Genomic DNA, 23,498 nt, shown 5'->3' on the forward strand with positions numbered 1-23,498 from the left:
AATCGAACTGTTATATCCTATAGAAACACATATTAAAACACTGTGTGAGTGAGTGAAAGCTCATATTAAAAGCACCTTTAGAACATGTATGCAAAATCATTATTACTGCACTTAGTGCATAATTGTTACTAATCGAATGATTTTAACGTCTGGTTTGTTTCGCTATATTCTTCACCAATCATGTATGTAGTCGACTTCAAGCTTCCATCTACATTCTTTGTGGCAAAAATTAACTGATAGTCTGCCTTATATACCGACAAAGCTTCAGCTACAATCTTTTGAAAATTTTGAGAGCGCTCATCTTCCATCCCTCCATTTTCAATACCATCTAAAACTAATATTCTTGGTAATCGAACGTAATTTTTTTCTAAAGAAGCCATTAGCAAGGCTACGTGGAATGCATTATTTAGCAGAACCGTTCCACTCTCTGAAAAGGCAGTTTTTCCGTTAACAGATACACTATTCGCTGCGAAGTCAAACTCAACATATTTTGCATCTTTAAATTCTTTTTCAGCTCCATTGTCTTTACGCAGCAAACTACAAAGCTTCTCAGAGATTAGTTCTTTAATTTCGGGCTCACGTTTCAGTTTTTGCTTTTCAATTAGTTCGATTTTATCTTTTGATAGATTAAATTCAGACTGAAAAGTATCTCTCTCAGAGCGCAATTCAAGTAACGATTGATGTAACTCTGCAATTTTATCTAAAGTTTGCAGCTTTTCTTCAAGCTCACCAGTTTGCCGATAAAATTCAAAAATTTGTTTCTCTCTATTCGAATCAACAGAACTTATAGTTGCAGTTATTTTAGTAACTTGCTTTCTAAAAGCTGTCCTTAGTTCGTTACGCTTTTTTGCTAGCTCAACTAATTTACCTTTCTTTTTAACCAAAAGCTTTTCTGACTCTCGAAGTTGAATTTCGATTTCATTCTTCATTCTTAATAAACTATTGGAACTATCGGTTGAATCACTCGGCTCGCCGCACAAAGAGCAACATTCTTTAGCCTTCTCTTTCACAGGCTTATGGCAACTTGGGCAGGATGAAAATTTAAATCCATCTATTAATTCCCCAACTTTAATAGAATCAGTTATTGAACATTTTTTATCCAATAGTTCTGACACGAACTCTTCTGAATCAAGTATATTGTAATTTAACTGCTGTATCTCAGTTTCAACTTCTAATAACTTATTTTTAATCGCAACACTATTTTTAGCGGATGATTCAGTTTCTTTCTTTTCTGCGCCGTATGAAATGATTGATTCTTCTTTGGCCTTCAATATCTCAACATTTATTGAGGCTATTTCAGTTAAGATAGATTTTTTCTGTTCTTCTAATGTGCCAACCTCCTCCCCGAAAGAGGTTTTACCTATTACAGATTGAATAGCCTGAAGCTTCGCTACTACTTTTTGCAGCTTTTTTTCTGCTTCGACCAACTTGATTTTGGCCTCATATAATTCATTGTCATACAGGCCTAGTAAGTACCTTCCAACGGACTCTCTTTTAAAGGCTGAATCAAATGGTTCGCTATTAAAAATTGCGCTAGAGTTGTTGGATTGATCTGCATATATAAGGCGAAATATCTGGTGTAATGTTACGTTATTATTATTTGCATCGGCTTTAGCCTCAGGTATCCCCATCACATCAAACATTTGCTGTGAAAAACTAGGCTTTGTACCGATTGAGTACGGATAATTGAGCCAGTTCGTAATAGGAGCTTGCAAAGCTATTTCCATATCCGCAAAACAAAAATCCATTGACTGCTTATCTGAACCGTTATTTTTACGTCTTACGGTTAAAGGGCTACCGTTAATTGATAGCCCAACGTAAACATTGTCACATTGACCAGCTTCATCTTTCCAATTAGGGACTTCATAACCTAACCCATACATTAACAACTGAATAACTGAAGTCTTCCCCGAGCCATTATGACCAAATAATACATTGACACCTGAATGGAAAGTTTCATCAAAGGCAACTTGTGAGCCTCGCTTTACATGAAGCCTGTCTACCTTCAAAGTGGGTTTAATTAACATCGTATTTGTAATCCATTAAATTTGTTATTTTTTTTAATCCTTCAGGTCCGGTTACAGAGATCTTTGTCAAATTTTTCACAATAAAATCGATAGCTTGTATAGAAATGCTGTTATCTTTTGACTCTGCTAATAATTTCAATTCATCAGGTATATTTTCGAGTAATACGTGATAATAGGACATCTTTGATTCGAGCTTTAAAATCCCTATCTCAACAAGACGCTCAATAACTAAACAGTGAATTTCCTTCATTGCATTGAATAGACTTTTGGGATCAAAGTTTTGATATCGATTGCTATAACTTTTAAACTCTTTCTTCTCTAAAAATTTACCTTTCGGTACAGAGAGTTTGTGGATATGGCCGGGATTTGCAATCAAAAAGTCAAATAATCGAAGAGCTTCAACTTCAACCGTTTCGGTATTCCATGAAGCAAGAAGTGCTGTCATGCGTAACAAAGTGTGATTTGCATCTAGTGCTTTGTTATAAAGAAGCATTATTTCCACTCCAAGTGACAGTTTCCGGTAAGGAAATAAACCATTCCATTGATCTGGCGGTTATATATTTCTAAAACATTTTCTCCAAGATGAGTTTGAATCTCACATTCTAAATGAGTTCGAAATAATAGTTTGAGAGCTGATTCCTCGTTAACTGTAAGTAGTTCAGTTTTGATTTTTGCATTAAATATCGATTCAACTTCAGCTAATAAATAAGTTATTATTTTCTGGGCAGATTTGTAATGTTGATTCCGAATGATTAATTTACTGACTTCTTCTTTTAACGACTCACCCGTTTCAATCATATAATCAAAACCGGCATCATGAAGCTTTTCTGTCAAATCTCTAATGTCATGTCTTTCATTACTGTAGTGAGTAAGTTCATCAATAATCACATGGGTCATTTCCTGATTTGACTTTTCTTCAACATACTTCTGAGAAAGCAAATCAACCTGTGTAGGTGTGGGGAGGATATTTGTGATCTTATCCCTTCCTACAACATCACCTCCTGCGCGAATATTTTTGAGCCAACTCAACATCTACTTGTGGACCTTATCTCTACCCACGACGTCACCGCCAGCTTTCACATTTTTGATAGTGCTTTTGCTACCACCTTTAAAGCTGATAGCAACCTTAATACCAAGCCCCAACACTGCTAGAACAGCCACTATTATTAAACCTATTGAAATTAAGTCCATGTTGTTTCCTTTTAATCCAGTTAGCCTGAGTATACCTTGTACTGATTTAGATTTGCCGAAACAAGTCCCTTTCTATCCTTCAAAATGAAGCAAATGCAACTCTAGAAACTACCCTTTCTTTGTTTTTAACAGGTTTAGCCCATCGCCAGGAGTTAGCCCTAACGCTTCACAATATTGGACATACTCGAAAACATTCAATCTTCGCTGACATGTTTCTACTTTGTTCACAAATTGATGTGATTCATCAATAAGAGCAGCCAACTGACGGACTGTAAGTCCTTTCTGCTGCCTCGCATTTACAAGCCATCGTATAACGGCTTCATAACGCGGATCGTTTATATGCTTAATCATCGGGCTATTATGAGGCTATTGCCTTTAGTCCCCAATTCGGGGACAATGCCGTTAAGCCCACAAAATTTTTGATCATTATCGACTTAATATTCGGAAATGATGTTATCTGGCAAAAGGCAAATTGGTATGGGTAGGCATGAGTTAGAGAGGATGTCGGAGGTTTATAAATTGACAGGGGAGTGTGTGTTATGCTGAACAGATTGAATCATGAGTTAAGTTTAAATACTGATAGTTGGACTGCTTTTAAACTCGTCAGCAGTGTCGGGGACCTGCATTATCGCATTTTTAGTTGCATCAATAATCGTACTTTCTGGTCCAAAAGAATTGATCTCAAGAAGAATATATTGGTAGTTGAAAACGGTTTCATTTTACAAAATAACCCGCGAATTTCGCTCTACTTGGAAGCGCTAAAAGAGGGGAGAGTACAACGAAATCTAGAAGTTGAAATGGAGCGCACCTTATCCGATGTACGAGCGCAATGGGCACGAGTTGAAAAAGTTAAAATGAAAGAAGAATTAAAAAATTATAAATCTAGCTTTTTGAAATATTCTGATGGCTAACCCAGAAATGGAAACTAGAACGATCCGAAATTTTTCTCTAGATTTCGAGCCATATGTGCTCGATGTTTTTGCTGAACAACACAAAGTGGGTGTTTTGACATTTAAGTCATCAATGCACTGTTCTTTCATTTATGATGACAAATGGATGTTAGACGGATTTGATATTTCGCCCCACATTAATGTTGGAAGAGACGTTGAAGAAAACGATATCAACCGCTTTATCCAAAACCTTCTGCCTGAAGGTACTGGCCTTAAATGCCTATTGAACGCTTTCAACATATCTCGTCTTTCCGTTTCAGGTATGCTAAACCACGTTCTCGGAGAGAGTGCTGGTATTCTGCATTTTGAATCTCGAGAATCAGTTACACCAGCGTACCTTGAACTAACCAGCCAAATGCTAAGCAAAAGGCTTGATACATTTTCGAATGTGGTCATCTGGAACAATCAGTTCAGATTAAATGTGGCAGGGGTTCAGAAAAAACTAAACGTTCACCACAAGAGCGACAGATCTTTTTGGTTGGCCAACAAAGAGTTTCCATCTACTCATATCATTAAATTTGCCGAAGAAGAGCACTCCACAATTATATTGAACGAGCTCTTGTGTATGCGTTTGGCCAAGGCTATAGGCCTTGAAGTAGCATCTGTTGAGTTACTTCGTGTTTTTGATTCACATGGAAAGTCCAAACACAGCGCCATTTCAATTGAGAGATTCGATAGAGAGGCGTTATCTAATGGCACTATACGCAAACTCCACATTATCGACGGTTGCCAGGCATTAAATTTGCTGCCTGAACATAAATACGAGCAGATTTTTGGCCGCCATCCCGATGTAGCTCATTGCCGTGATGGCGCGAGTTTAAAAGCGCTTTTTGCTTTCGCCCGTCAGCATGAGTTTTCTCATCAAAATGTCATGCAGATGCTTTACTGGGTTGCATTTAATCTTGTAGTCGGAAATAGCGATGCTCACGGTAAGAACATCAGTTTTTTCATGGATATAAATGGCATTAGTCTGGCCCCATTTTACGATATTTTATCGATTGTCTTTGAAGCGAGACGAATCAATAACCTAGATACTGATTTAGCTATGGCAATAGGGGATGAATTTGATTCGAGCAACATTACTGCATTTCATCTACTCTCATTTGCTGAGGAGGTGGATGTAACCCCAACACAGCTAAAAACAGTAGTTGAACAAGTTGCCCTCGACTGCAAACGTTTGGCGACGCCTGTGCTTTGTTCAGATGAATCAATGTCAAAAGCTGAATTGGAAAACTTAGCTCAATTAATAATAATGATTAATCAACGTGCGGACTATTTTCTTCATCAAACTTCCCTGTTTGATGAGGTCAAAAAGGCACTTTTATGAATTTATTCATAAAGTTGCATCACCTTAATAAAGGAATAGGTCATGGCTGAGAAGCAGAATCCTTGTGCTGATATGTGCAAAAGCTTGTTGGATAATCCTCTCGCAGGCTGTGTTGTCTCGACAAATGGCTCAGTGAGTTATTTTTATGGCACTGATGGTGTTGTTACAGCTAACGCGGAAGACGCGGCCGATATCATTAAGCTCATTTCTCAACTCATAAAGCGGCAAGAAGAGCGAAGTTGATAGCAGTTGGCTGAATTGCGCAGTAAATATTTCATGACCACTAACAAAGCTTTCAACTAACTAGTTTTACGTAGAACGCAGATTAATCAATTTGGAAAGTTCGATGAGCAAAAATAAAGATGATGAATATAAAGACGAGTTTGCAAAGCAAACATTGGTTACTGACTTATCTTTATTTATTTCGCCTAAAGGAAGCAATGTTGAAGAACAAAAGCAATTAGAGGTTGAGTTAGGGAAATGGACAAAAAGAACTACCCTCGTTCACAAGAAACGGCTTGCTAAGGCATTCGAGAGTCTAGCAAAAGAAACCGGTAAAACGCGCAGCGGAGATGAAAAGTGACTTTAGTTGAACTGGATTAGTCACAACTTAACCTGACACTTTCAGTGATAAGAGCTGAAGAAAATCTGACTGTCTCTTGTGTACGTAAAGCGGACGTTGGCATTACGAAAAGCCAACTTCTCCAATGAGCGATCAACGGACATTCAAACGATCTGAGTCCTCTGGCCGCTATGTCGGAGGTAGCGGACGCATCTTTTATTTGACTATTGTCAGCTTCGAGCGAATCGTGGATCATCAATTTATAATTGATGACAATCGACTGTGCTAAGAAAGTAGGCAAGCGTAAAACTATAATACTTGTAGATATGAGTATCACTTTTCAAGTAACTGCAATACCCCACACTCTTTAACTTTTCTATCATCTGTGCATGCCGAGGCCATCTCAGATAGTGTAAGTTTTAGCTCCTCAAGCTCTGCAATGCGATGTGTGACGTCAACCATATGTTGATGGATCAAATTGTTCACACTAGAACAACTTTTGTCGGGATTATTTTTCGTATCCAACAGCTGTTTAATTTCTATTATAGTCAAATCTAATGAGCGACATTGCTTAATGAATCGCAGTGCTCTCAACGATGACGCGTCGTAAATTCTATAGTTGCCTTCACTGCGATTGCAAGCCTCAAACAAATCCTGTTTTTCATAAAAACGGATCGTCTGAATAGAACACCCACTTTTTTTTGATAGCTCACCTATTTTCATAAACGCGCCTTTTTGTTGTTGACTCTATACTAAATATAGACTTTACACTGTACCTATAATTTTGGGAATAAGAGTTGAACAATGAGTGGTTGCGGCTGTGAAGTGGAAATCAAAGATGCCTCACAAAAACGGGTTTTGTATTGGCTGCTTGGCATCAATGCGACGATGTTTTTCGTTGAGATGACCGTTGGTATTTTGGCTGACTCTACTGCCTTGATAGCAGACTCTATGGATATGCTAGCGGATGCGGTTGTATACGGCATAGGTATTTATGCTGTGGGTCAATCTATACTTTACAAAGCCAAAGCTGCGCAAATCAGTGGTTACTTTCAGCTGTTGCTGGGCGTGATCATTCTCATTGATATTACCAGAAGATTATTCTTGGGCAGTGAGCCTATCTCATCATTAATGATAGGAATGGGGTTCATTGCACTCATTGCAAACGTCGCTTGCTTGGTGATTATTCGTAATCATAAAAACGACGAAGTTCATATGCGAGCCAGCTGGATTTTTTCAGCTAACGATGTCATTGCCAACATGGGTGTCATCATCGCCGGTGTTCTAGTGGTATGGCTTGATAGCAGAATGCCGGATCTGGTTATCGGCTGTATAGTGTCAATAGTCGTGCTACGCGGAGCGTGGATGATCCTGAAAGACGCCAAGCAGGAATCACTTAATAACGAAGTACAGAAATGTAAAGCGGGTGATCCACTATGACATACAATAAAGCCGTTAAGCCGCATATCGATTCCAAATTAACCGATTACTCAGATGCAATGTCTAACAATAATGAGAGGCAGGCATTTGCAGCGCTGGAGGATGCGCATGTAATTGGTCAGCACTCTACTTATTATCATTGTTTAATCCATTATAAAATGCTGCGACATGGTTTTCTAAACAAAGATTGGAGAGCCGTTTTTGGACAAGTTATAAGAATAATTGGTGCTGCAACCAAAACCGCTATCGGCCTTGTACCCAAAGGGAACACAGGTGGCACTAATATCAGTCCATTCAAACGACTACCGGTAAGTGCTAAAAATCAAGCGATATTGGACAAAATCAATCATGCATAATCATAACCACAGTCACAGTAATAACAGCGCTTCAAAACGCATTGGCTGGGCATTTTTCTTGAATGTCGTATTTACTATCATTGAATTTATTGGCGGATGGCTGACAAACAGCACGGCCATAATGGCTGACGCAGTACATGATTTGGGCGATAGTTTATCTATTGGCACTGCATGGGGATTGAACAAGCTAAGCGATAAAGAAGCGAATACCACATTTTCATATGGTTATAAACGATTTTCGCTGTTAGGCGCTTTGATCAACGGAATTGTTTTAACTATAGGCTCAATATGGATTTTGTTCGAGGCCATACCTAGGCTTTCAGCACCTGAAATGCCGCAAGTGGAAGGTATGTTAATGCTTTCGATATTTGGTATCGCGGTAAATGGTTTTGCCGCATATAAACTTAGCGAAGGGAGCTCCTTAAACGAACGTATCTTAAACTGGCACTTACTTGAAGATGTATTGGGTTGGGTGGCAGTGCTGATCGTATCGATTGTGCTGATGTTCAAGCCATGGGCAATTTTGGATCCCATTTTATCTATTGGCTTTACATTATTCATTTTATTTAATGTCGTCAGAAATCTAAAAGAAACCTTGTTGTTATTCTTGCAAGGCACGCCAGATACGACGCAGATGGTGAAAGTGCGTAAAGTACTTATGTCAAACGCTGATGTGGCGGATATACATCATTTTCATATCTGGTCTTTGGACGGTGAACATAGCGTCATGACGGCACATGTGGTGTTGAAACAAGATGTTTCGATTTCTCAATTGAGAACACTCAAAGACGAATTTCGTCACGACCTTGGTGAATTTGACTTTGTGCACACTACCATTGAAATTGAATTTGCCAGTGAAGATTGCCGTGATAAGTAATGTAATGGTTGAAATACTTTGTTTTGGTTGGTCGATTGGCCTTAGTTCGATAAGCTGTTAACATAAACATGATGAGAGAAGATAGATATGTTTAGTGTAAGGGTGGCAAGTTACCTGTTGATTTCGCTGATTTTGTTTCAGTCGTTTTCGGCTGTCGCTAATTCCTTGGATTTTCATGTTATCGACTCGCAACATCTAAGCGAAATACACGAACATCAGGCGGGAGATAACACTGTTTCTGCGAAGGCGCTTGTTCAACAGCAATCTAACGAACAACCCAATGCTGATAAAATCACCGTAGATATTTCTCATAATCCCGCTGATTGCCACCACTGTGGTCATTGTCACGGAACCCATGCTCACTGGCTTGGAAACAGCAATGGCATCGAACTCGATTCTGTTACCACCCATCACGGTTTCTATTACTTAACGAAAGTAATAGAAGGGCCCGTCACACAATTGTTACGCCCACCTAAAGCATAACCCTGAACTAATCAAACACCGTTCGCCAACAACTTGGCGATATATATTTTTGATAATTTAGGAATAAAACAACAATGAAATTTTCATTGAATAGTCCTGTGCGTGTGCACGCTTGGGTGGTTTCCATGATGATTGTCCTTTTGACAACACACACCGTGGTAGTAGCACAAACAAACAGTACCAACAATCTAGAAATAACGTTGCAAAGCGCCATACAGCGTACATTAACTAATTCGCCAGAATTGCATGAGTTCACATATAGGCAACAAGCAGTTGAGGGGGAAATTAAAACGGCGTCTCTCAAACCTGAGGTTACAGCCGGTATTGAACTAGAAAACTTCTTAGGTACAGGAGATGTCTCAGGAACTAAGGACACCGAGATGACTCTCACATTGTCGTCGGTCATTGAATTGGGCAATAAACTCAACTCACGTAAGGAGTTTACTAAGGCGCAATCCACCTTAGTCGAAGCACAAAAACAAGTGCAAACCTTGGATGTTTTAGCTGAAGTGACACGTCGCTACATCGATGTCTTAGCGCAACAAGCGCTAATTGACGCACAACAAGAGACAGAAACTCTTGCCCGATATACCTATCACGCGGTCACAAAACGTGTGGATGCGGGAGCATCTCCAGTATTTGAACAGCAACGTGCTGAAGCTGCACTGGCAAGAGCCAGACTGGATGTGGTGACGGCACAGCAGACTAAGCAAGCCATGATAAAAAGTCTGGCTATTATGTGGGGGGAAAAAAATCCTACTTTTACTGGTGTTGAGGGTGACTTATTTACACTGCAATCATCTCCTTCATTAACCTCGCTTTTCAACACACTATTGAACAGTCCCAATCTTGAGGTCTATACGAAAGAATCGAGATTGCAGGCATCTCAAGTCCGCCTTACTCAAGCAGCTAATCAATCAGATTTAAGCTGGACAGCGGGAATAAAACGTATAAATAGCATTGATGATACCGCTTTCGTAGCAGGTGTCAGCATGCCGTTGTTTGCGGCAAGTCGAAACCTTGGTGAGTATGAAAAACAACGGGCTGTTCAAGGGCAATTGGAACAACAAAAACAGTCTGCAACCCAAAACCTTTACCATCAACTAAATATGGCGCTAGTAGCGAGAAATAATGCGCTGCTCAATGTGCAGACACTACAAGACTCGATTATCCCGCCGTTAGTTCAAGCGCTGAAATTGGTAGAACAAGCCTATATCAATGGGCGTTTTAGTTATTTTGAGTGGGTCAGCACCCGTCAAGAACTACTTAATGCCAAGCAAGCCTTAATTCAGTCTGCCAAACAAGCACATCAGCGGGGGGCGGATATTGAATCACTCACTGCGCAACCGCTTGCTGATGCAAATGTCACATCTTCTTCGAGTAAAAATCAATGAATAACAAAACAGTAATCAAGACACAAAACCCCCTGCGAACTTTCATAACATGCAGTGTGTTCATATTGCTTATAAGTCGTCCAATATACGCATCAGAAGGCGAACATAGGGATGAAGATACCCACAACGCTGAATTTGTGCTTATATCTGACAATATGGCGCAAAAAATGGGTGTGGTGACACAAAAAGTGAGTGCAGGACAACTCAATATCACCACTACCGTTTACGGAAATGTGGTGACCGACCCGGCTTCACTGAGTCATGTCCGCGCCCGGTTCGACGGTATGGTGACTAAAGTCAACGCAAATCTGGGTTACAAAGTCAAAAAAGGCGAGACACTGGCAATCGTTGAATCCAACGAAAGCTTGAAAAGCTACCCCGTTACAGCACCGTTTTCAGGAAGCGTGATTGCGAGGCATGCCAATGAAGGCGAGTTATCTAATGGACAAGTGTTATTTTCAATCGCCAACTACGAGGATGTGTGGGCGCAGCTTAAGATTTTCCCACAACAACTCTCAGAGATAGCTGACCAACAAAGCGTTCAGCTTAGTTTGTCAGAGGCAAAGTTAAACACAACTATTCAGCATATTTTACCATCACCCGATGAAAAGCCTTACGTCTTGGCTTACGCAAAAATTGCCAACACGTCAGGTAGGTGGCCTGTTGGCGCAGCTATCAAAGGTCTGGTCACAATCAACAAACTTGATGTCGCCATGATGGTACCTAAAGCTGCGATTCAAGAATTTGAAGGGACATCTGTAGTATTTGTTAAAGAAGGTGAGGAATACCATCCCGTTCCCGTTATGCTTGGTCAACAAGATAGTAACAATATCGAAGTGTTATCAGGCCTGCATATTGCAGATGTCATTGTCAGCCAGAATAGTTATCTATTTAAAGCCGATTTAGAAAAGTCGGAGGCTGGTCATGATCATTAATCACGCAAGACTATCTGTCTGGTCTATCGCCCTAAATATTGGGAGACAAACACATGATTGAGTCAATACTGCGTTTGTCTATTGAGCGTCGAGGTTTAATGTTGATGCTAATTTTTCTTGTGCTGGGAATGGGGCTATTCAGTTACCAAAAATTACCTATTGATGCGGTACCTGATATCACCAACGTGCAAGTGCAAATCAATACACAAGCACCGGGTTATTCGCCCTTGGAAACCGAGCAACGGATCACGTTTGTAGTAGAAACAGCATTGGCGGGATTGCCTGAACTATCCTACACCCGCTCTTTATCCCGCTATGGGCTATCTCAGGTAACAGCAGTATTTGATGAAGGCACTGATCTATATTTTGCGCGTAATCTCATCAATACGCGACTAGGAGCAATCAAAAGTCAGCTACCTGAAGGTTTAGAGCCAGAAATGGGTCCTATCGCTACGGGATTGGGCGAAATCTATATGTATACCTTACGAGCTGATCAAAGTGCCGTGCAAAAAAATGGTGAGCCATATGACGCAATGGCTCTTAGGGAAATTCATGACTGGATAGTAAAACCTCAGCTTGCACTCGTTAAAGGGATCACAGAAGTAAACGCCATTGGTGGTTACGTAAAGCAATATCATGTGAATCCTGAACCACAGAAAATGCTAAATTTTGACATTAGTCTAGGAGATATCCATCTTGCTCTGGAGCGAAGCAACGCGAATCAGGGAGCGGGGTTTGTTGAGCGCAATGGACAACAAATATTGGTGCGCTCACAAGGTCAGCTCCAGACACTTAGCGATATAGAAAATGTGGTAATAAAACGCATTAATACTGTCCCCGTTGCGGTGAAAGACATTGGTAGTGTAGCTATTGGCAAAGAGCTGAGAACCGGTGCGGCAACACAGGAAGGTGAAGAGACCGTTTTAGGTACCGCAATGATGCTTGTCGGCGAAAACTCACGAGCCGTTGCCCAATCAGTTGCCAAGAAGGTGAAAGACATCCAATCCAGCTTACCTGATGGTATTGTCATTGAGCCAGTCTACGACCGCACCCTACTGGTCGATAAAGCTATCGACACGGTTCAGAAGAATTTAGTAGAAGGGGCGTTATTAGTCATAGTGATTTTGTTCATATTACTTGGCAATATTCGCGCCGCGCTCATCACTGCGGCAGTTATTCCGCTAGCGATGTTGGCGACCATCACAGGGATGGTTAATACCGGTGTGTCTGCCAATCTGATGAGCCTTGGTGCATTGGATTTTGGATTAATTGTCGATGGTGCGGTAATCATCGTAGAGAACTGTATCCGGCGACTATCCGAGTCACAGAAACGAACAAATGGTGTTCTGCAACTTAAAGAAAGGCTTGAGCTGGTTTTTCAAGCGACCAACGAAGTCATTCGTCCTAGCTTGTTCGGTGTATTGATTATTACTGTGGTGTATATCCCCCTGTTCTCATTGACAGGCGTTGAGGGCAAGATGTTTCAGCCAATGGCGGCAACGGTCATCATGGCGCTGATAGCAGCGATGCTGTTCTCCATTACCATTGTACCAGCGGCAGTCGCGATGTTCATGGGCGGAAAAGTCAGTGAAAAAGAAAGCTTCATTATTGTTGCAGCCAAATCCGCCTATCGCCCCATCATTCATATTGCACTGAAATTGCGCTGGATAGTGATTGTCGGCTCAGTCGTGCTAGTAGTAGGCAGCTTATGGCTGGCAACGCGACTAGGCTCTGAGTTTGTTCCCCAGCTTGATGAAGGTGACATTGCGCTACACGCTATGCGTATTCCTGGCACTGGTATAGAACAAGCCGTCGCCATGCAAAAGACGCTTGAATCTACCTTGATGGAATATGAGCAGGTACTCACAGTGTTTGCGAAAACCGGTACAGCAGAAGTAGCTACCGATGCGATGCCGCCCAACGTAACCGATACCTTTGTGATGCTAAAACCACGTGCGCAGTGGCCAGATCCAACTTTGTCAAAAGCGGATTTCGTAGAAACCCTTGAGCGAGACTTACAAGCGGTGACAGGCAACAACTATGAATTTACCCAACCTATTCAAATGCGCTTTAACGAGTTGATAAGTGGAGTGAGAGCTGATCTTGGCATTAAAGTCTTTGGAGATGATTTAACCACGCTTGTTGCCTCTGCAAACGACATCTTAACGGTTTTGCAATCAATAGACGGCGTGGCGGATGCACGACTTGAGCAGGTCGATGATATCCCTATCTTCACTATCAATCCTAAGCCAGTCGAGTTGGCACGTTATGGGTTGGACGTCGCCGACTTGCAGGAGTGGTTGGCGTCGGCCATCGGGGGTAATACCGCTGGCTTAATTTTTGAGGGAGATAGACGATTCGAGTTGCTTGTGCGATTTGATGAAGGTATTCGCACCGATTTAGATGCTATTGGCAGCACTCCTATTATTACATCCGATGGGGAATTTGTACCGTTATCAGAAGTCGCTACACTGAGTTACTCGTCTGTTCCCAATCAAATCAGTCGAGAAAACGGTAAGCGCAGAGTCGTGGTTACCGCCAATGTCAGAGAACGCGACTTAGGGAGTTTTGTTGACGAAGCAAAAATCAAAATAACCGAACAGGTTGCACTGCCCGCAGGCTACTGGCTGGATTATGGTGGCACGTTTGAGCAACTTGAAAGTGCCAGTCAGCGACTGTCTATCGTGGTGCCTGCCACGCTATTTCTAATACTTGTGTTACTAGTGGTGGTGTTTGGCTCATTTCGTGATGCCTTGATCATCTTCACTGGCGTGCCTTTAGCCTTAACGGGAGGTGTCTTCGCGCTCTGGATGCGTGACATGCCACTGTCTATATCTGCCGGAGTCGGGTTTATTGCGCTCTCTGGTATTGCGGTACTAAACGGCTTAGTGATGTTGTCATTTATTAAACAGCGAGTACTAGAAACAGGTGACTTAATTAACTCGATCGTTGACGGGGCTATCACAAGATTGCGTCCGGTTTTGATGACGGCACTGGTAGCAAGTTTAGGCTTTATTCCCATGGCACTTAATATCGGAACGGGGGCTGAAGTGCAAAGACCGTTGGCAACGGTAGTGATTGGCGGGATCATCTCATCGACCATTCTAACATTGGTCGTTTTGCCTATTTTGTATCGGGTAATGCATTCGAAATCAACGAAAGTGTGATTGTTAAGCACCGTATTTAAGAAGATACGGTGCTTTTCGTCTTAAAATTCAAAATAATTGAAAATGATCACTGGATAGTGTGTCCACCAATAAGGAACTGATTGTCCAGAATGCTACGATTGCCACTATTTCAATCAAGGTGGAATGAAGATCCGCGAATGACATAAACATCTTCGGCAGGTTTAACGCTCGTCTGTCCACTTAGGTTCACATCTGCCTTCCAGAGAACTTCTTTTAAACGGCTGCAATTGGCAAAATGCAGAATCTCATGAATTAATACCTGAACGTCCGCTCCTTGTCTTTTGCTACCTGTCAGTTTAAGTCGAAACTCTCGAACAAAAGTGTCAGATTAGATATGAGCTACTACACCTAAATATGGCGGCTACGCAAATCTCAGTTTGTTGCAAATTTGTTCTTACCAACGTTAAAAGCTTGATATTACCTCGTGACACCTTGTGGGTAGTTTGTGAGAGCGCTCCTCAGGAGTTCTTTTAAGTGACTGTTTCGAGAGTCACTTTGCCTGGTTGATTTGGTTATTTCACTAAAATCCAGTGAAGATCCCACAATGTGAACTTCAGTTTCAGCGCGAGTGATAGCAGTATAAAGCCAAGCACGGTCGACAATTCGTCCTTTATTGAATGCTACAATGACCCGAGGAAACTGTGACCCTTGAGCTTTGTGCAGTGTGATGCAGTACCCAAGTTCAATATCGTTTAGTAGATCCTGATCCAGTGTGATGTCCAGCCCACTATCCAGCCTAACAAGACCCAGTTCTTCACTATTTCGAGTCACTAAACATATTGTACCAAGGGAACCATTTTGAACTCCTTTTTCATAGTGATTCTTTGTAAATAGAATTCTATCGCCTTTTCTTAAATCGCCTCTCAATTGTCTTTCTTTATCAAATACAAACTCAATTGCTTGGCCGTGGGGATTCAGTTTGGCCTGGATTCTTTTGTTTATATTTTGCCCCATAGCGAGAGTAGAACATACGACTTGGCTACTTGCTGGAAATAGCTGATAGAGGTTTGTGCATGTAGTTTCAATTTGTTCTATTGGTACATCGTGGAAATGAATACATTTCTGACTTAGCGCATGTGGAACGGTTCCCTTGTTTATTTGCTGGGAATACTCTGGAATACCAGACGCACTATCTTGTCGTTGTACTATATCAAGGCGAGTATTTGGTATTACTCGAGATTTTACTAGATCTGAAAGTACCTTACCGTATCCGATAGGGGGAAGCTGATCTGGGTCGCCAGTAAAAATATATCGTACAGATTCATGAGTATGATTTATCAATTGATATAATGTTGGTAAGTCGATCATTGAAGACTCATCAATGATCAGTATTTGACGCGCCTGTCGAGAAGGGGTGATTGCTTTACCTCTTAGCAGGCTAGCTATTGTCTTAGTTTGAAACTCTATTGATTCTTTTAATCGCGTGGCAGCTCTTCCTGATAATGTAACAGCATTGACTTCAAATCCTAGTTGATTGAATGCTTTTGCAATAACGCGCAATAGAGTTGTTTTCCCTGTTCCTGCTCCGCCAGTGATGCAGCAAACCATATTATTTACTGCTGAGTAAAATGCATCTCGTTGCATCTTAGTTAATTCGTGAGGTATCTCGGAGATTGAGTCGAGAATGATTTGTTTTTCTTTTACATCAATATCTTGCGGGGATTTGACTAATTTTATTAGTCTTTTACTTACGACAGTCTCCATTAAATATTGTGCAATTGGGTGGAAAGTACCTGTTTTAGAATTAACAACAAAAAGAGATGAATCGCTGGCTGCTTTTAGCGCTCTACTAACCAGTTGCTTGTCGTTAATTATGCGAAAAAGGTTTGTCTTAAGGTTTTCAGGACTAGAGTACGTGTGACCCCTGTCGATCTCTATTTTCATAGCGGATTCAAGTGCCGCGTTTAAGCGGCGAAGGTCTGCTTTGTCGATGTAAAAGTGACCTTGTGATAGGGCGTCTACTTTTTCGAAACTCATGCCAAAACCAATTAGTAAATATGGATTATTTTCGATAGCATCAATAATCTTTTCGTTATGATACTTGAGTAATCGAAGTTGGATTTTGGAGGGGATTCCTCGAGAGGTCATCCAATTGCAATATTTTAAGTTTCGATATTTGGAATAACCCTTGTATAAAGAGTCAATCGACTTACTTGAAAGTATAGCACTTAGCAATAATCTATGTTTTTTTGTATCTTTGCTAAGTATTTTGTCGAATCTGTGACCGAGAAGAAGCCAAAGATCCCTAGCTTTCTTCGCTCCAATTCCTTTAAAGTCCGGTTCTCTAGTTATGAACTGAACTAGCTGCTCTTCTGTTTCAGGGAGTACACACTTTACATTGTCCGGTGAGCGGTATTCATGTTCACTCGCTAAGTAATCCCTAATCTTTAAGTGTTTAATTCTTCTTAATCCCCTTACTTGCCATACTTGTCCAGAAATTGGTGGGACCGGAAGTTGGGTGGGATTATGCAATACGGTAACGTGGTATTTTCCTTTCGCAATATGAAAGGCGTCGCTTCTTAAAGGTATTCCCTTAAATACTATTAAATTTTTGGATAAAAATGAGACGCTCGTAACACGTATAGATTCTTGGTAATAAGATTCTGTCATCGAGGCAATATTCCCAATTCAATCATTGATTCTGATAGCTCAGTAAAGCAGTTTAACCTTTCCTCGAGGTAGCGAACCTGTGCTTTTAACTCAAGGTTTTGAGTTTCCAGAGCCGATATTTTTTTCGTCTCACTCTTAGAGTGATTCTCTTTGCTATGCTTTAAACGGGAAGGATTAGCAGACTCATTCAAAGCAGGTAAGATTTGATAGGCTCTCAAGCGCTCCTCTAGCTCTGATAAAGCATTTCTTATTGAAGGGTTTTGATATAGCGACGACTTCCCCAATCCTGAGCTTTTAGCAATCTCTGTTCGACTTAGCTTTCCGTCTTTTATTATTTTTTTGAAATCATCGAGCCGTTGTGTGTCTCTCCAAGATATAAATGTCTCGAAGTTGATTTTTGCCAGTTGCTGCCCATTAGCCATCTATAACTGCTCCCCTAACCAGTCGAAGAACTTGGGGAGCTCATTATTATTCACAAATGGCTTATTTAGCTCCCAGTCATAAACCAACCCCTTATCAACTATCGTTTCGACTATTCCTGCACTTTCTAATTTTCGTATTGCTTCGTATAAGAAATTAAACAGCTTCTTCTCAGTTTCGTCATTAGAACGGTTAAATGTATCCGAGCTTGCTAGGTGCAGAGAGTACTGTTCTGCGTACTCTAGAGTGAGCCTGTTTTTTAACAGTTTATCTGCTTCTAATAGTCTTTTTTCTAGTTCCAATATTTTTTCATCTTTCTCAGCTAAAACTTTACTAATACGCCTTGAATTTAGTTGCTCGGAAATAAATGTGTCCGCCTTGTTGCCCAAAGCTTCAGGGCACACTTCATTTAAGTATTCGATTAATAATGAACTGTACTTAATGTTTCTTCTAATTGTGCTGGACCAGACTTTGCCAACTTCTTTATCTGATAATTGATCAGCAACATATTCACTCAAAGCTGTTTTGTTTTTAAAGCTGACTTTATATTCCTTTAGTCTGTTTAGTATTTCCTTGATGGCTTTAGTTCTTTTGTCAGTGAGGGGAATTTTGCGATAAGTGAAATTGGAATTTTCTATTTGGTTTTCTTTACTCATAGCAATTCCAACCATTCAGGTTTAATTAGCTTGATGTCATTATTTTCCAGCACGGATGAAAGCTCTTGTTCGCTTATATTACTTGTTCTACAAATGACTTTTATTAATTGTAAAGTGACGTCTATATCATTTTCTGGACTGAATTCACTATTGTTAAATAAGTCAGGGGACCTGTTTAGTAACGCAAGAATCTTATGCTTTAAAGCTCTCGTCTGACGTTCTAATTTTGGTGAAGTCAAAGAGCTTATTCCATTTGTCTCTATCAACCTATTAATTACATTCTGACCCTCAGTTGATCCTGAAATATGACGAATGAGTTTTTTGTCCTTTTGACCAGTGTAAAAATCTTGACGATTTATTTCTTTAGATAGAAAAGAATGTCTAACATTCCAACCACTTATAGCCTTTATTGTTCTATCTCTTTCTTGCATCAATATAGCTTTTTCAGTTTTTAAAAGTTGGTTTTCACTATTTATAGACTTATTAATTTCCGCCGCAATATCGCCCAACCTCTTTAATTCGGCACTTATACCAATAGCGTGGTCTTTACAGATAATCGCGTAAGGGCATATTGCACAACATTTCTCGCCTTGTAGTTCAGACAAAACTTCCTTCGGGCAATCGTTGTCAAATGGGCAGATGTGAGTGCGATTGAATGCAAGTTTATTTGCTGGTGCATTGTTTAGCGTATTAATTGGTGTGTCTAAGCCGTTAATCTTTATTGGCGATAGACTTATGCACCCAAAATCATGAGCTGCTGATTTATTTGCATGCTTTTCAAGAAACTTGTCTTCATTTAACTTCACCTCATTGGCAGACGCTATTGACCTTTTAGCTTGAGCGTCAGATAGTTGAGGTGGAAACTGCCCCTTAAAACTATTTGCGGTTTTAATTTCCTTTAAGGTCGCAGTTTCTTCAGGGGTGTTGATAGTGTAGTAACCGACAGTTGCTGCTCCTTGCCCTGTCGATATTTTACCTACTGACTCCATATCTGCGAGGACAGAACAAACGCTATCGAAAGTAACTCTCAGTGAATGTGGTGTCCATTTAACAGCCTCTCTTATAGGCGTAAACTCTGCCTCTTCTTGATTATCTAAGCTACGGAGTACTGCTTTATAATCTTGCTCAGCATGAATTATGTTTCTAATTTTACGAAACGTTGCTTGGTTTGCATAAATAGGCAAATAATATATCGAAGAAGAATATTCGATCTGCGGTCTGGAACTTTTGGATGCTACTAAATTATGAGCATTTAAGCACTTTTCAAATTCCTTAAGTACAGAAATTAGAAACCCGCCTTTGGAGCTGAATATGTTACCATTATTCACGGTTTTTTGTAGAAGTGGTTTAATCGAAGACCACTTCGAATATTCAGCTCCTTGATAAGGAATCGCTTCGTTAAAACCGTTTCTATCAATTTTTAGACGAAGTTTGGCGACTCTATCCAAAAGCTTCATAATGAAACCTGGAATTTGACTTGTGTATGGTTCCGTTTTTGCCTTGTCGGTATTAACATATAAGTCAACAAAGTCATCTTTTGAATATTTTGGCGGGCATTCTGATGAGTAGTTATTTACATCAAGCCAGGCAACATTGGAATACCTCAACCCACTCCATGCCAATAGCGTCAGTGTTACTAGACTTTGGTATTCAGTGATCTTGATAGGACTTTTCCAATCACTGAAGCTAAACATTCCTAAATCGGTAGCGTCGAAGTTATCTATATGAACTTTGTAACCTAACCATTCAATGTTCTTGTTGATTTTTAGTACGTCTTTATTCCTCGCATTATTGAATACGACGGCTTCAGCATTATCAAGCACCGCCTTTGTAACCTCATAAAGAAATTGGCGTAACAAAACCCAGTAGTCTAGTGAGATTTTTTCTTTAACAGTGTGATGATATTTGTAGCCCTTTCGTGAATCTTTATCAAAATCTGTTATAGGGTTTGTCGCAATTTTACATTCCGGGATGCTAGAAAACCGAGCCATAATAAATTCAAAGTAACGCTGAATTGTGGCAACGGTGTCTCTTCCTGCATTTGTTTTTGTGTACCCTCTTAAAGCTGACTTTTCGTCAGTTATTGTATATATGTAATTTAATAAGCTAACCGGGTATGCTACATTTTTTTTATTTTCAAAATGTGCCATTGTTAGCGTTATTGATGGTTTGACAAATAAAAAACTTAAGAATTCAGAAGGGCTCTTAGGGTAGCTATAACCACAATTTGGATACTTTTTGAAAAATGTAGGTAAGTAATCATACAAGTATGAGTTCAAGTATGCTAAACGGCCTTGTCTTGATTTCCGCGTGCCTTTTTCATTACTGGTATTCAGGTAGTCTAATTGAGTTTTTTTCCAATAGTCATCAATCTCAATATTTTCAGGTGTAAAATCTCTGAAGCTGTCTCTTGCAGAAAATGAATAATCACCAACTGAAAATATATTTACTTCTCGTAAAATTGTTTCTATTTCAAATTTTTCATGTTCTAAATGGAAACAGGTCATGCTTTTTATTTCTGTTTCTGTGTGAAAAATTTTCTTTAAATTTTTATTTTGTGGTTCTTTCGATACGCTTTTCGCGGAGAGTCCTCCTGATGATACGATTTTCTGATATTGTTTTTTAAAGCTTTTGTCTTTGTGTTGATTAAAGAAATCTAAATAAAAAGCGTAGGTTACGGTGCTTACTTTGTTATGTTTATTATTTTTTGCGATGAAATATGCTGAAGCTTCTGAATTAGCAAGATAGTATCTAGTTAGAGTATTTACAGTAACGTCTTCAATTTTTGATACTTTTGAATAAATAATAGCTTCCATCAAGTTCATTGCAGCTCTTTGCCATGTTGAACGAAATTTAGGGCCTGATTTCTTAAAAAACTCTACGTGCACTTTTGATAAATGCTTCTTAAAGAAATCTAGTCGCATCTCAGTAGAAGTCATGTACACAAACGCTACACTTTCGGTAATCAAACCATGTTTATGGTACCAATCGAAAGATTCCGGTCTAGATGGTAAGTGAATTTGATGTCCGAATCGAAGTTCAATATGACCTTCGAAAGAAAGGTGTATCAGTAACAGGCTAATATGCTGGAATATATGTGATGCACATTGCTCTCCATGTTTAAGTGGTACTTTGATAAATTTGCACATCGAAATCATATTCTTTTTACTACGGTCATTTTTTGAATAAAAAAGAGAGACTTTCTCGATATCTTCCAACCAATTGTGTTTTTCTAAGCTGATCGAGATTAGCTTAGCGATGTACGCATATCTTTCATTGTTCCAGTTTGGTTTTTTCTCGACAGACATAGCCTTTTTCAACCATAGGTGCGCTGCTTTTTTAACTTGAGAAGGACTAGTGATAATCTTTGTGTTTGTCCTCATAGTGAAACTCCTTTAAGTAATGTCGTCAGCACATTGTTTTGTTGATTTGTTAGGAATTCTTTGGTGTTTTCTCTATATTTATTTTGAAGAACGAGATTAGCGAGCCTTATTTTTTCTTTTGCAATCTCTTTGTTGATGACTGCGTAGTGCTCAGTCGATTTTCTTTCTTTATGCCCCATCATGTATTGCACGTCTTCTATATTGAGTTTTTCACCTGTTTCAGTTCGATGGAAGTTAATAAGCCAATGGCCATAAAAATGCCTAAGTGAATGAAGTGTATATCTTTTATTTAAACCATCTTTGTATGGGCACGAGATTTTGTTCTGTACTTTTTTGAACGAATAGTTTTGAGTTGTGTTTGAAGAGCTAAATAGCGGCTCTCCTTTACTTCTATTTCCATTTGTTACAAATAGATAGCTGTGTTTAGAGCCATAAGGTCTTTCGAATTTCAAATATTTTTCAATCGAGTCAAAAAATACAGTTTTGAATGGATAAATAAAAAATACTTCCTCAGTTGCTCTACCTTTAAATGAAAGGTTGAAAATACTTTTGTCATTAAGTCCTTCAAAGCATGCAATACGATGTCGGTAACTAAGAATTTTCACTTCTTCTTTTGCTAAATCAATGTCTTGAACTAATATTTGACCAGCTTCACTCATTCTCAAGCCCGTTCCGAGTAAAAGTGACCAGAGGGCCCGATCTCTGTATGTCTGTGCGTTATCAAGCAGAGGCTGGATGTAATCGATAGGGAAGTGCTTGTAATCTTTACTTGAAGTTAAACTGATGCGAGATGGTGTACGGAATAATATGGAATTTGTGTAACGAGCTCCACCTCGAATGACTTGCCCAATGACCGAGTCTTTTTGCAGTCTAATGCGTTCAGAAGTGCTTAACTTTCTACGATTAAGAAGCTCTTTGTGAATGTTTTTTGATGCTACATCGATATTAATGAAATCGAGTGTGTTAGCTTGCGAATTTCTTTCATGATTTGCCGCTGAAGCATTCAAAAATTTATTAACTGTACTTAGGTTTCTAGCTACACTTTTTCCTTTTACTGGAGCTCTATTCGTTATTTTGGCTGTCTCGCGTGCCAATTTGCTCTGCGAATTTTGGGCTAGCGACAAATAACTTGGGTAGGAAAGGATAATTTCAGAAAGATAAGTTGTTTCAGTACTTACCTTATTTTTAAATAGAAGGTCTTGAGCATTCAGAACATACTCCAAAAAGACTTTTAAATCTGATGCGACCGCATTGATTGAATTCTGTGCCTGTCTATTTTCACTAACTTGGTTTGCCATGATTTCATGCAGAAATTCTGCATAAGATGGAACGCTTTCTCCGGTTGAAATATCTAGTAAGTCGTATGACTTCATACCGAATGAAGTATTCTTGAAAGAGATTTTCTTTAGTTTAATCATGACTGCTCCACTATGATTTCTTGTACGTTGTGCACAAGTTATAGTGAACGCATATATGAAACGACAATAGCAAGCACGAAAAAAAATGAAAAAAATTGGTTTTTTCGTAAATAGGTATATTAATGATTTAAATAGGAAAAGTGGCGTTTAGGCGGGGTGGTAAAAGTAGTATTAAAAAAGGTTGTGTGTAATTTGAGCGGAGATTAAAAGAGTTTTAATTCCCGAAACAAAATCTATTTCTTGGATTGTTGTTGCTACGATTAACGACAGAACATTTTAAA

22 protein-coding genes are annotated in these 23,498 nt (G+C 39.6%); 11 read left to right on the plus strand and 11 right to left on the minus strand.

The annotated features are described in order from the left end of the window. Window positions 1–128 precede the first annotated feature (128 nt). The 5 genes from KO501_RS06605 to KO501_RS06625 all read right to left on the minus strand — a co-directional run bounded on the left by KO501_RS06605 (window position 129) and on the right by KO501_RS06625 (window position 3,569). Window positions 129–2,027 (minus strand): AAA family ATPase, encoded by a 1,899-nt coding sequence (locus KO501_RS06605; RefSeq protein ID WP_216028845.1) that lies wholly within the window; start codon window positions 2,025–2,027, stop codon window positions 129–131. Further along, on the minus strand, window positions 2,017–2,520 hold the full coding sequence (locus KO501_RS06610) for an ABC-three component system middle component 5 (protein WP_354667816.1): 504 nt from the start codon (window positions 2,518–2,520) through the stop codon (window positions 2,017–2,019). The genes KO501_RS06605 and KO501_RS06610 overlap by 11 nt, the downstream gene beginning before the upstream one ends. Continuing rightward, on the minus strand, window positions 2,520–3,059 hold the full coding sequence (locus KO501_RS06615) for an ABC-three component system protein (protein WP_216028847.1): 540 nt from the start codon (window positions 3,057–3,059) through the stop codon (window positions 2,520–2,522). The genes KO501_RS06610 and KO501_RS06615 overlap by 1 nt, the downstream gene beginning before the upstream one ends. Continuing rightward, window positions 3,060–3,218 carry a hypothetical protein gene (locus tag KO501_RS06620; RefSeq protein ID WP_216028848.1) on the minus strand — a complete coding sequence of 53 codons (159 nt, stop codon included), beginning with the start codon at window positions 3,216–3,218 and terminating at the stop codon, window positions 3,060–3,062. A gap of 108 nt (window positions 3,219–3,326) precedes the next feature. Beyond that, complete coding sequence (locus KO501_RS06625; RefSeq protein ID WP_216028849.1) at window positions 3,327–3,569, minus strand: helix-turn-helix transcriptional regulator; 243 nt, start codon at window positions 3,567–3,569, stop codon at window positions 3,327–3,329. Between the two features lie 188 nt (window positions 3,570–3,757). Between KO501_RS06625 and KO501_RS06630 the strand changes: the two genes are divergently transcribed. The 4 genes from KO501_RS06630 (at window position 3,758) to KO501_RS06645 (ending at window position 6,078) form a co-directional block, all read left to right on the plus strand. Next, window positions 3,758–4,129: a hypothetical protein gene (locus KO501_RS06630; protein ID WP_216028850.1), complete on the plus strand. Its 372-nt coding sequence runs from the start codon at window positions 3,758–3,760 to the stop codon at window positions 4,127–4,129. Further along, entirely contained in the window at window positions 4,122–5,495 is a 1,374-nt protein-coding gene (locus KO501_RS06635; RefSeq protein WP_216028851.1) for a HipA domain-containing protein, read from the plus strand. Before KO501_RS06630 ends, KO501_RS06635 begins: the two co-directional genes overlap by 8 nt. Window positions 5,496–5,537: 42 nt before the next feature. After that, window positions 5,538–5,738, plus strand: coding sequence for a hypothetical protein (locus KO501_RS06640; RefSeq protein WP_216028852.1), 201 nt, complete (start codon window positions 5,538–5,540; stop codon window positions 5,736–5,738). Between the two features lie 103 nt (window positions 5,739–5,841). Further along, window positions 5,842–6,078, plus strand: a complete 237-nt coding sequence (locus KO501_RS06645) for a hypothetical protein (protein ID WP_216028853.1) — start codon at window positions 5,842–5,844, stop codon at window positions 6,076–6,078. Between the two features lie 312 nt (window positions 6,079–6,390). On the opposite strand, the gene cadR is transcribed toward KO501_RS06645, so the two are convergent. Further along, window positions 6,391–6,780, minus strand: coding sequence for a Cd(II)/Pb(II)-responsive transcriptional regulator (gene cadR / locus KO501_RS06650; RefSeq protein WP_159609836.1), 390 nt, complete (start codon window positions 6,778–6,780; stop codon window positions 6,391–6,393). Between the two features lie 81 nt (window positions 6,781–6,861). Between cadR and KO501_RS06655 the strand changes: the two genes are divergently transcribed. The 7 genes from KO501_RS06655 to KO501_RS06685 all read left to right on the plus strand — a co-directional run bounded on the left by KO501_RS06655 (window position 6,862) and on the right by KO501_RS06685 (window position 14,709). Then, window positions 6,862–7,497, plus strand: coding sequence for a cation transporter (locus tag KO501_RS06655; protein WP_216028854.1), 636 nt, complete (start codon window positions 6,862–6,864; stop codon window positions 7,495–7,497). Further along, window positions 7,494–7,853, plus strand: a complete 360-nt coding sequence (locus tag KO501_RS06660; protein ID WP_057790215.1) for a DUF3703 domain-containing protein — start codon at window positions 7,494–7,496, stop codon at window positions 7,851–7,853. Before KO501_RS06655 ends, KO501_RS06660 begins: the two co-directional genes overlap by 4 nt. Then, window positions 7,846–8,730, plus strand: coding sequence for a cation diffusion facilitator family transporter (locus KO501_RS06665; RefSeq protein ID WP_057790217.1), 885 nt, complete (start codon window positions 7,846–7,848; stop codon window positions 8,728–8,730). Before KO501_RS06660 ends, KO501_RS06665 begins: the two co-directional genes overlap by 8 nt. Before the next feature lie 87 nt (window positions 8,731–8,817). Beyond that, entirely contained in the window at window positions 8,818–9,213 is a 396-nt protein-coding gene (locus KO501_RS06670) for a hypothetical protein (RefSeq protein WP_057790219.1), read from the plus strand. Window positions 9,214–9,338: 125 nt separating this feature from the next. Then, window positions 9,339–10,607, plus strand: a complete 1,269-nt coding sequence (locus KO501_RS06675; protein WP_216029064.1) for a TolC family protein — start codon at window positions 9,339–9,341, stop codon at window positions 10,605–10,607. Next, window positions 10,604–11,542, plus strand: coding sequence for an efflux RND transporter periplasmic adaptor subunit (locus tag KO501_RS06680; RefSeq protein WP_216028855.1), 939 nt, complete (start codon window positions 10,604–10,606; stop codon window positions 11,540–11,542). Before KO501_RS06675 ends, KO501_RS06680 begins: the two co-directional genes overlap by 4 nt. Before the next feature lie 53 nt (window positions 11,543–11,595). Then, window positions 11,596–14,709, plus strand: coding sequence for a CusA/CzcA family heavy metal efflux RND transporter (locus tag KO501_RS06685; protein ID WP_216028856.1), 3,114 nt, complete (start codon window positions 11,596–11,598; stop codon window positions 14,707–14,709). Window positions 14,710–15,147: 438 nt separating this feature from the next. Here KO501_RS06685 and KO501_RS06690 read toward each other — a convergent pair whose 3' ends face one another. The 5 genes from KO501_RS06690 to KO501_RS06710 are packed head-to-tail and all read right to left on the minus strand — an operon-like array spanning window position 15,148 to window position 23,217. Then, entirely contained in the window at window positions 15,148–17,340 is a 2,193-nt protein-coding gene (locus KO501_RS06690; RefSeq protein WP_216028857.1) for an AAA family ATPase, read from the minus strand. Then, the gene (locus tag KO501_RS06695; protein WP_216028858.1) at window positions 17,337–17,762 is read right to left on the minus strand and encodes a VPA1267 family protein; all 426 of its coding nucleotides are present in this window, start codon (window positions 17,760–17,762) and stop codon (window positions 17,337–17,339) included. Before KO501_RS06695 ends, KO501_RS06690 begins: the two co-directional genes overlap by 4 nt. Beyond that, window positions 17,763–18,416, minus strand: a complete 654-nt coding sequence (locus KO501_RS06700) for a hypothetical protein (RefSeq protein ID WP_216028859.1) — start codon at window positions 18,414–18,416, stop codon at window positions 17,763–17,765. It abuts the gene before it with no gap. Further along, complete coding sequence (locus tag KO501_RS06705) at window positions 18,413–21,799, minus strand: hypothetical protein (protein WP_216028860.1); 3,387 nt, start codon at window positions 21,797–21,799, stop codon at window positions 18,413–18,415. The genes KO501_RS06700 and KO501_RS06705 overlap by 4 nt, the downstream gene beginning before the upstream one ends. After that, window positions 21,796–23,217, minus strand: coding sequence for a site-specific integrase (locus KO501_RS06710; RefSeq protein ID WP_216028861.1), 1,422 nt, complete (start codon window positions 23,215–23,217; stop codon window positions 21,796–21,798). The genes KO501_RS06705 and KO501_RS06710 overlap by 4 nt, the downstream gene beginning before the upstream one ends. Window positions 23,218–23,498: the final 281 nt, after the last annotated feature.

The organism is Alteromonas sp. C1M14 (assembly GCF_018860965.1).
Classification (GTDB): Bacteria; Pseudomonadota; Gammaproteobacteria; order Enterobacterales; family Alteromonadaceae; genus Alteromonas.

What these genes read in the sequence shown, in the direction of transcription:
- KO501_RS06605 (WP_216028845.1), bottom strand. Translation starts at nt 2,027, where the DNA reads ATGTTAATTAAACCCACTTTGAAGGTAGACAGGCTTCATGTAAAGCGA.
- KO501_RS06610 (WP_354667816.1), bottom strand. Translation starts at nt 2,520, where the DNA reads ATGCTTCTTTATAACAAAGCACTAGATGCAAATCACACTTTGTTACGC.
- KO501_RS06615 (WP_216028847.1), bottom strand. Translation starts at nt 3,059, where the DNA reads ATGTTGAGTTGGCTCAAAAATATTCGCGCAGGAGGTGATGTTGTAGGA.
- KO501_RS06620 (WP_216028848.1), bottom strand. Translation starts at nt 3,218, where the DNA reads ATGGACTTAATTTCAATAGGTTTAATAATAGTGGCTGTTCTAGCAGTG.
- KO501_RS06625 (WP_216028849.1), bottom strand. Translation starts at nt 3,569, where the DNA reads ATGATTAAGCATATAAACGATCCGCGTTATGAAGCCGTTATACGATGG.
- KO501_RS06630 (WP_216028850.1), top strand. Translation starts at nt 3,758, where the DNA reads ATGCTGAACAGATTGAATCATGAGTTAAGTTTAAATACTGATAGTTGG.
- KO501_RS06635 (WP_216028851.1), top strand. Translation starts at nt 4,122, where the DNA reads ATGGCTAACCCAGAAATGGAAACTAGAACGATCCGAAATTTTTCTCTA.
- KO501_RS06640 (WP_216028852.1), top strand. Translation starts at nt 5,538, where the DNA reads ATGGCTGAGAAGCAGAATCCTTGTGCTGATATGTGCAAAAGCTTGTTG.
- KO501_RS06645 (WP_216028853.1), top strand. Translation starts at nt 5,842, where the DNA reads ATGAGCAAAAATAAAGATGATGAATATAAAGACGAGTTTGCAAAGCAA.
- cadR (WP_159609836.1), bottom strand. Translation starts at nt 6,780, where the DNA reads ATGAAAATAGGTGAGCTATCAAAAAAAAGTGGGTGTTCTATTCAGACG.
- KO501_RS06655 (WP_216028854.1), top strand. Translation starts at nt 6,862, where the DNA reads ATGAGTGGTTGCGGCTGTGAAGTGGAAATCAAAGATGCCTCACAAAAA.
- KO501_RS06660 (WP_057790215.1), top strand. Translation starts at nt 7,494, where the DNA reads ATGACATACAATAAAGCCGTTAAGCCGCATATCGATTCCAAATTAACC.
- KO501_RS06665 (WP_057790217.1), top strand. Translation starts at nt 7,846, where the DNA reads ATGCATAATCATAACCACAGTCACAGTAATAACAGCGCTTCAAAACGC.
- KO501_RS06670 (WP_057790219.1), top strand. Translation starts at nt 8,818, where the DNA reads ATGTTTAGTGTAAGGGTGGCAAGTTACCTGTTGATTTCGCTGATTTTG.
- KO501_RS06675 (WP_216029064.1), top strand. Translation starts at nt 9,339, where the DNA reads ATGATGATTGTCCTTTTGACAACACACACCGTGGTAGTAGCACAAACA.
- KO501_RS06680 (WP_216028855.1), top strand. Translation starts at nt 10,604, where the DNA reads ATGAATAACAAAACAGTAATCAAGACACAAAACCCCCTGCGAACTTTC.
- KO501_RS06685 (WP_216028856.1), top strand. Translation starts at nt 11,596, where the DNA reads ATGATTGAGTCAATACTGCGTTTGTCTATTGAGCGTCGAGGTTTAATG.
- KO501_RS06690 (WP_216028857.1), bottom strand. Translation starts at nt 17,340, where the DNA reads ATGACAGAATCTTATTACCAAGAATCTATACGTGTTACGAGCGTCTCA.
- KO501_RS06695 (WP_216028858.1), bottom strand. Translation starts at nt 17,762, where the DNA reads ATGGCTAATGGGCAGCAACTGGCAAAAATCAACTTCGAGACATTTATA.
- KO501_RS06700 (WP_216028859.1), bottom strand. Translation starts at nt 18,416, where the DNA reads ATGAGTAAAGAAAACCAAATAGAAAATTCCAATTTCACTTATCGCAAA.
- KO501_RS06705 (WP_216028860.1), bottom strand. Translation starts at nt 21,799, where the DNA reads ATGAGGACAAACACAAAGATTATCACTAGTCCTTCTCAAGTTAAAAAA.
- KO501_RS06710 (WP_216028861.1), bottom strand. Translation starts at nt 23,217, where the DNA reads ATGATTAAACTAAAGAAAATCTCTTTCAAGAATACTTCATTCGGTATG.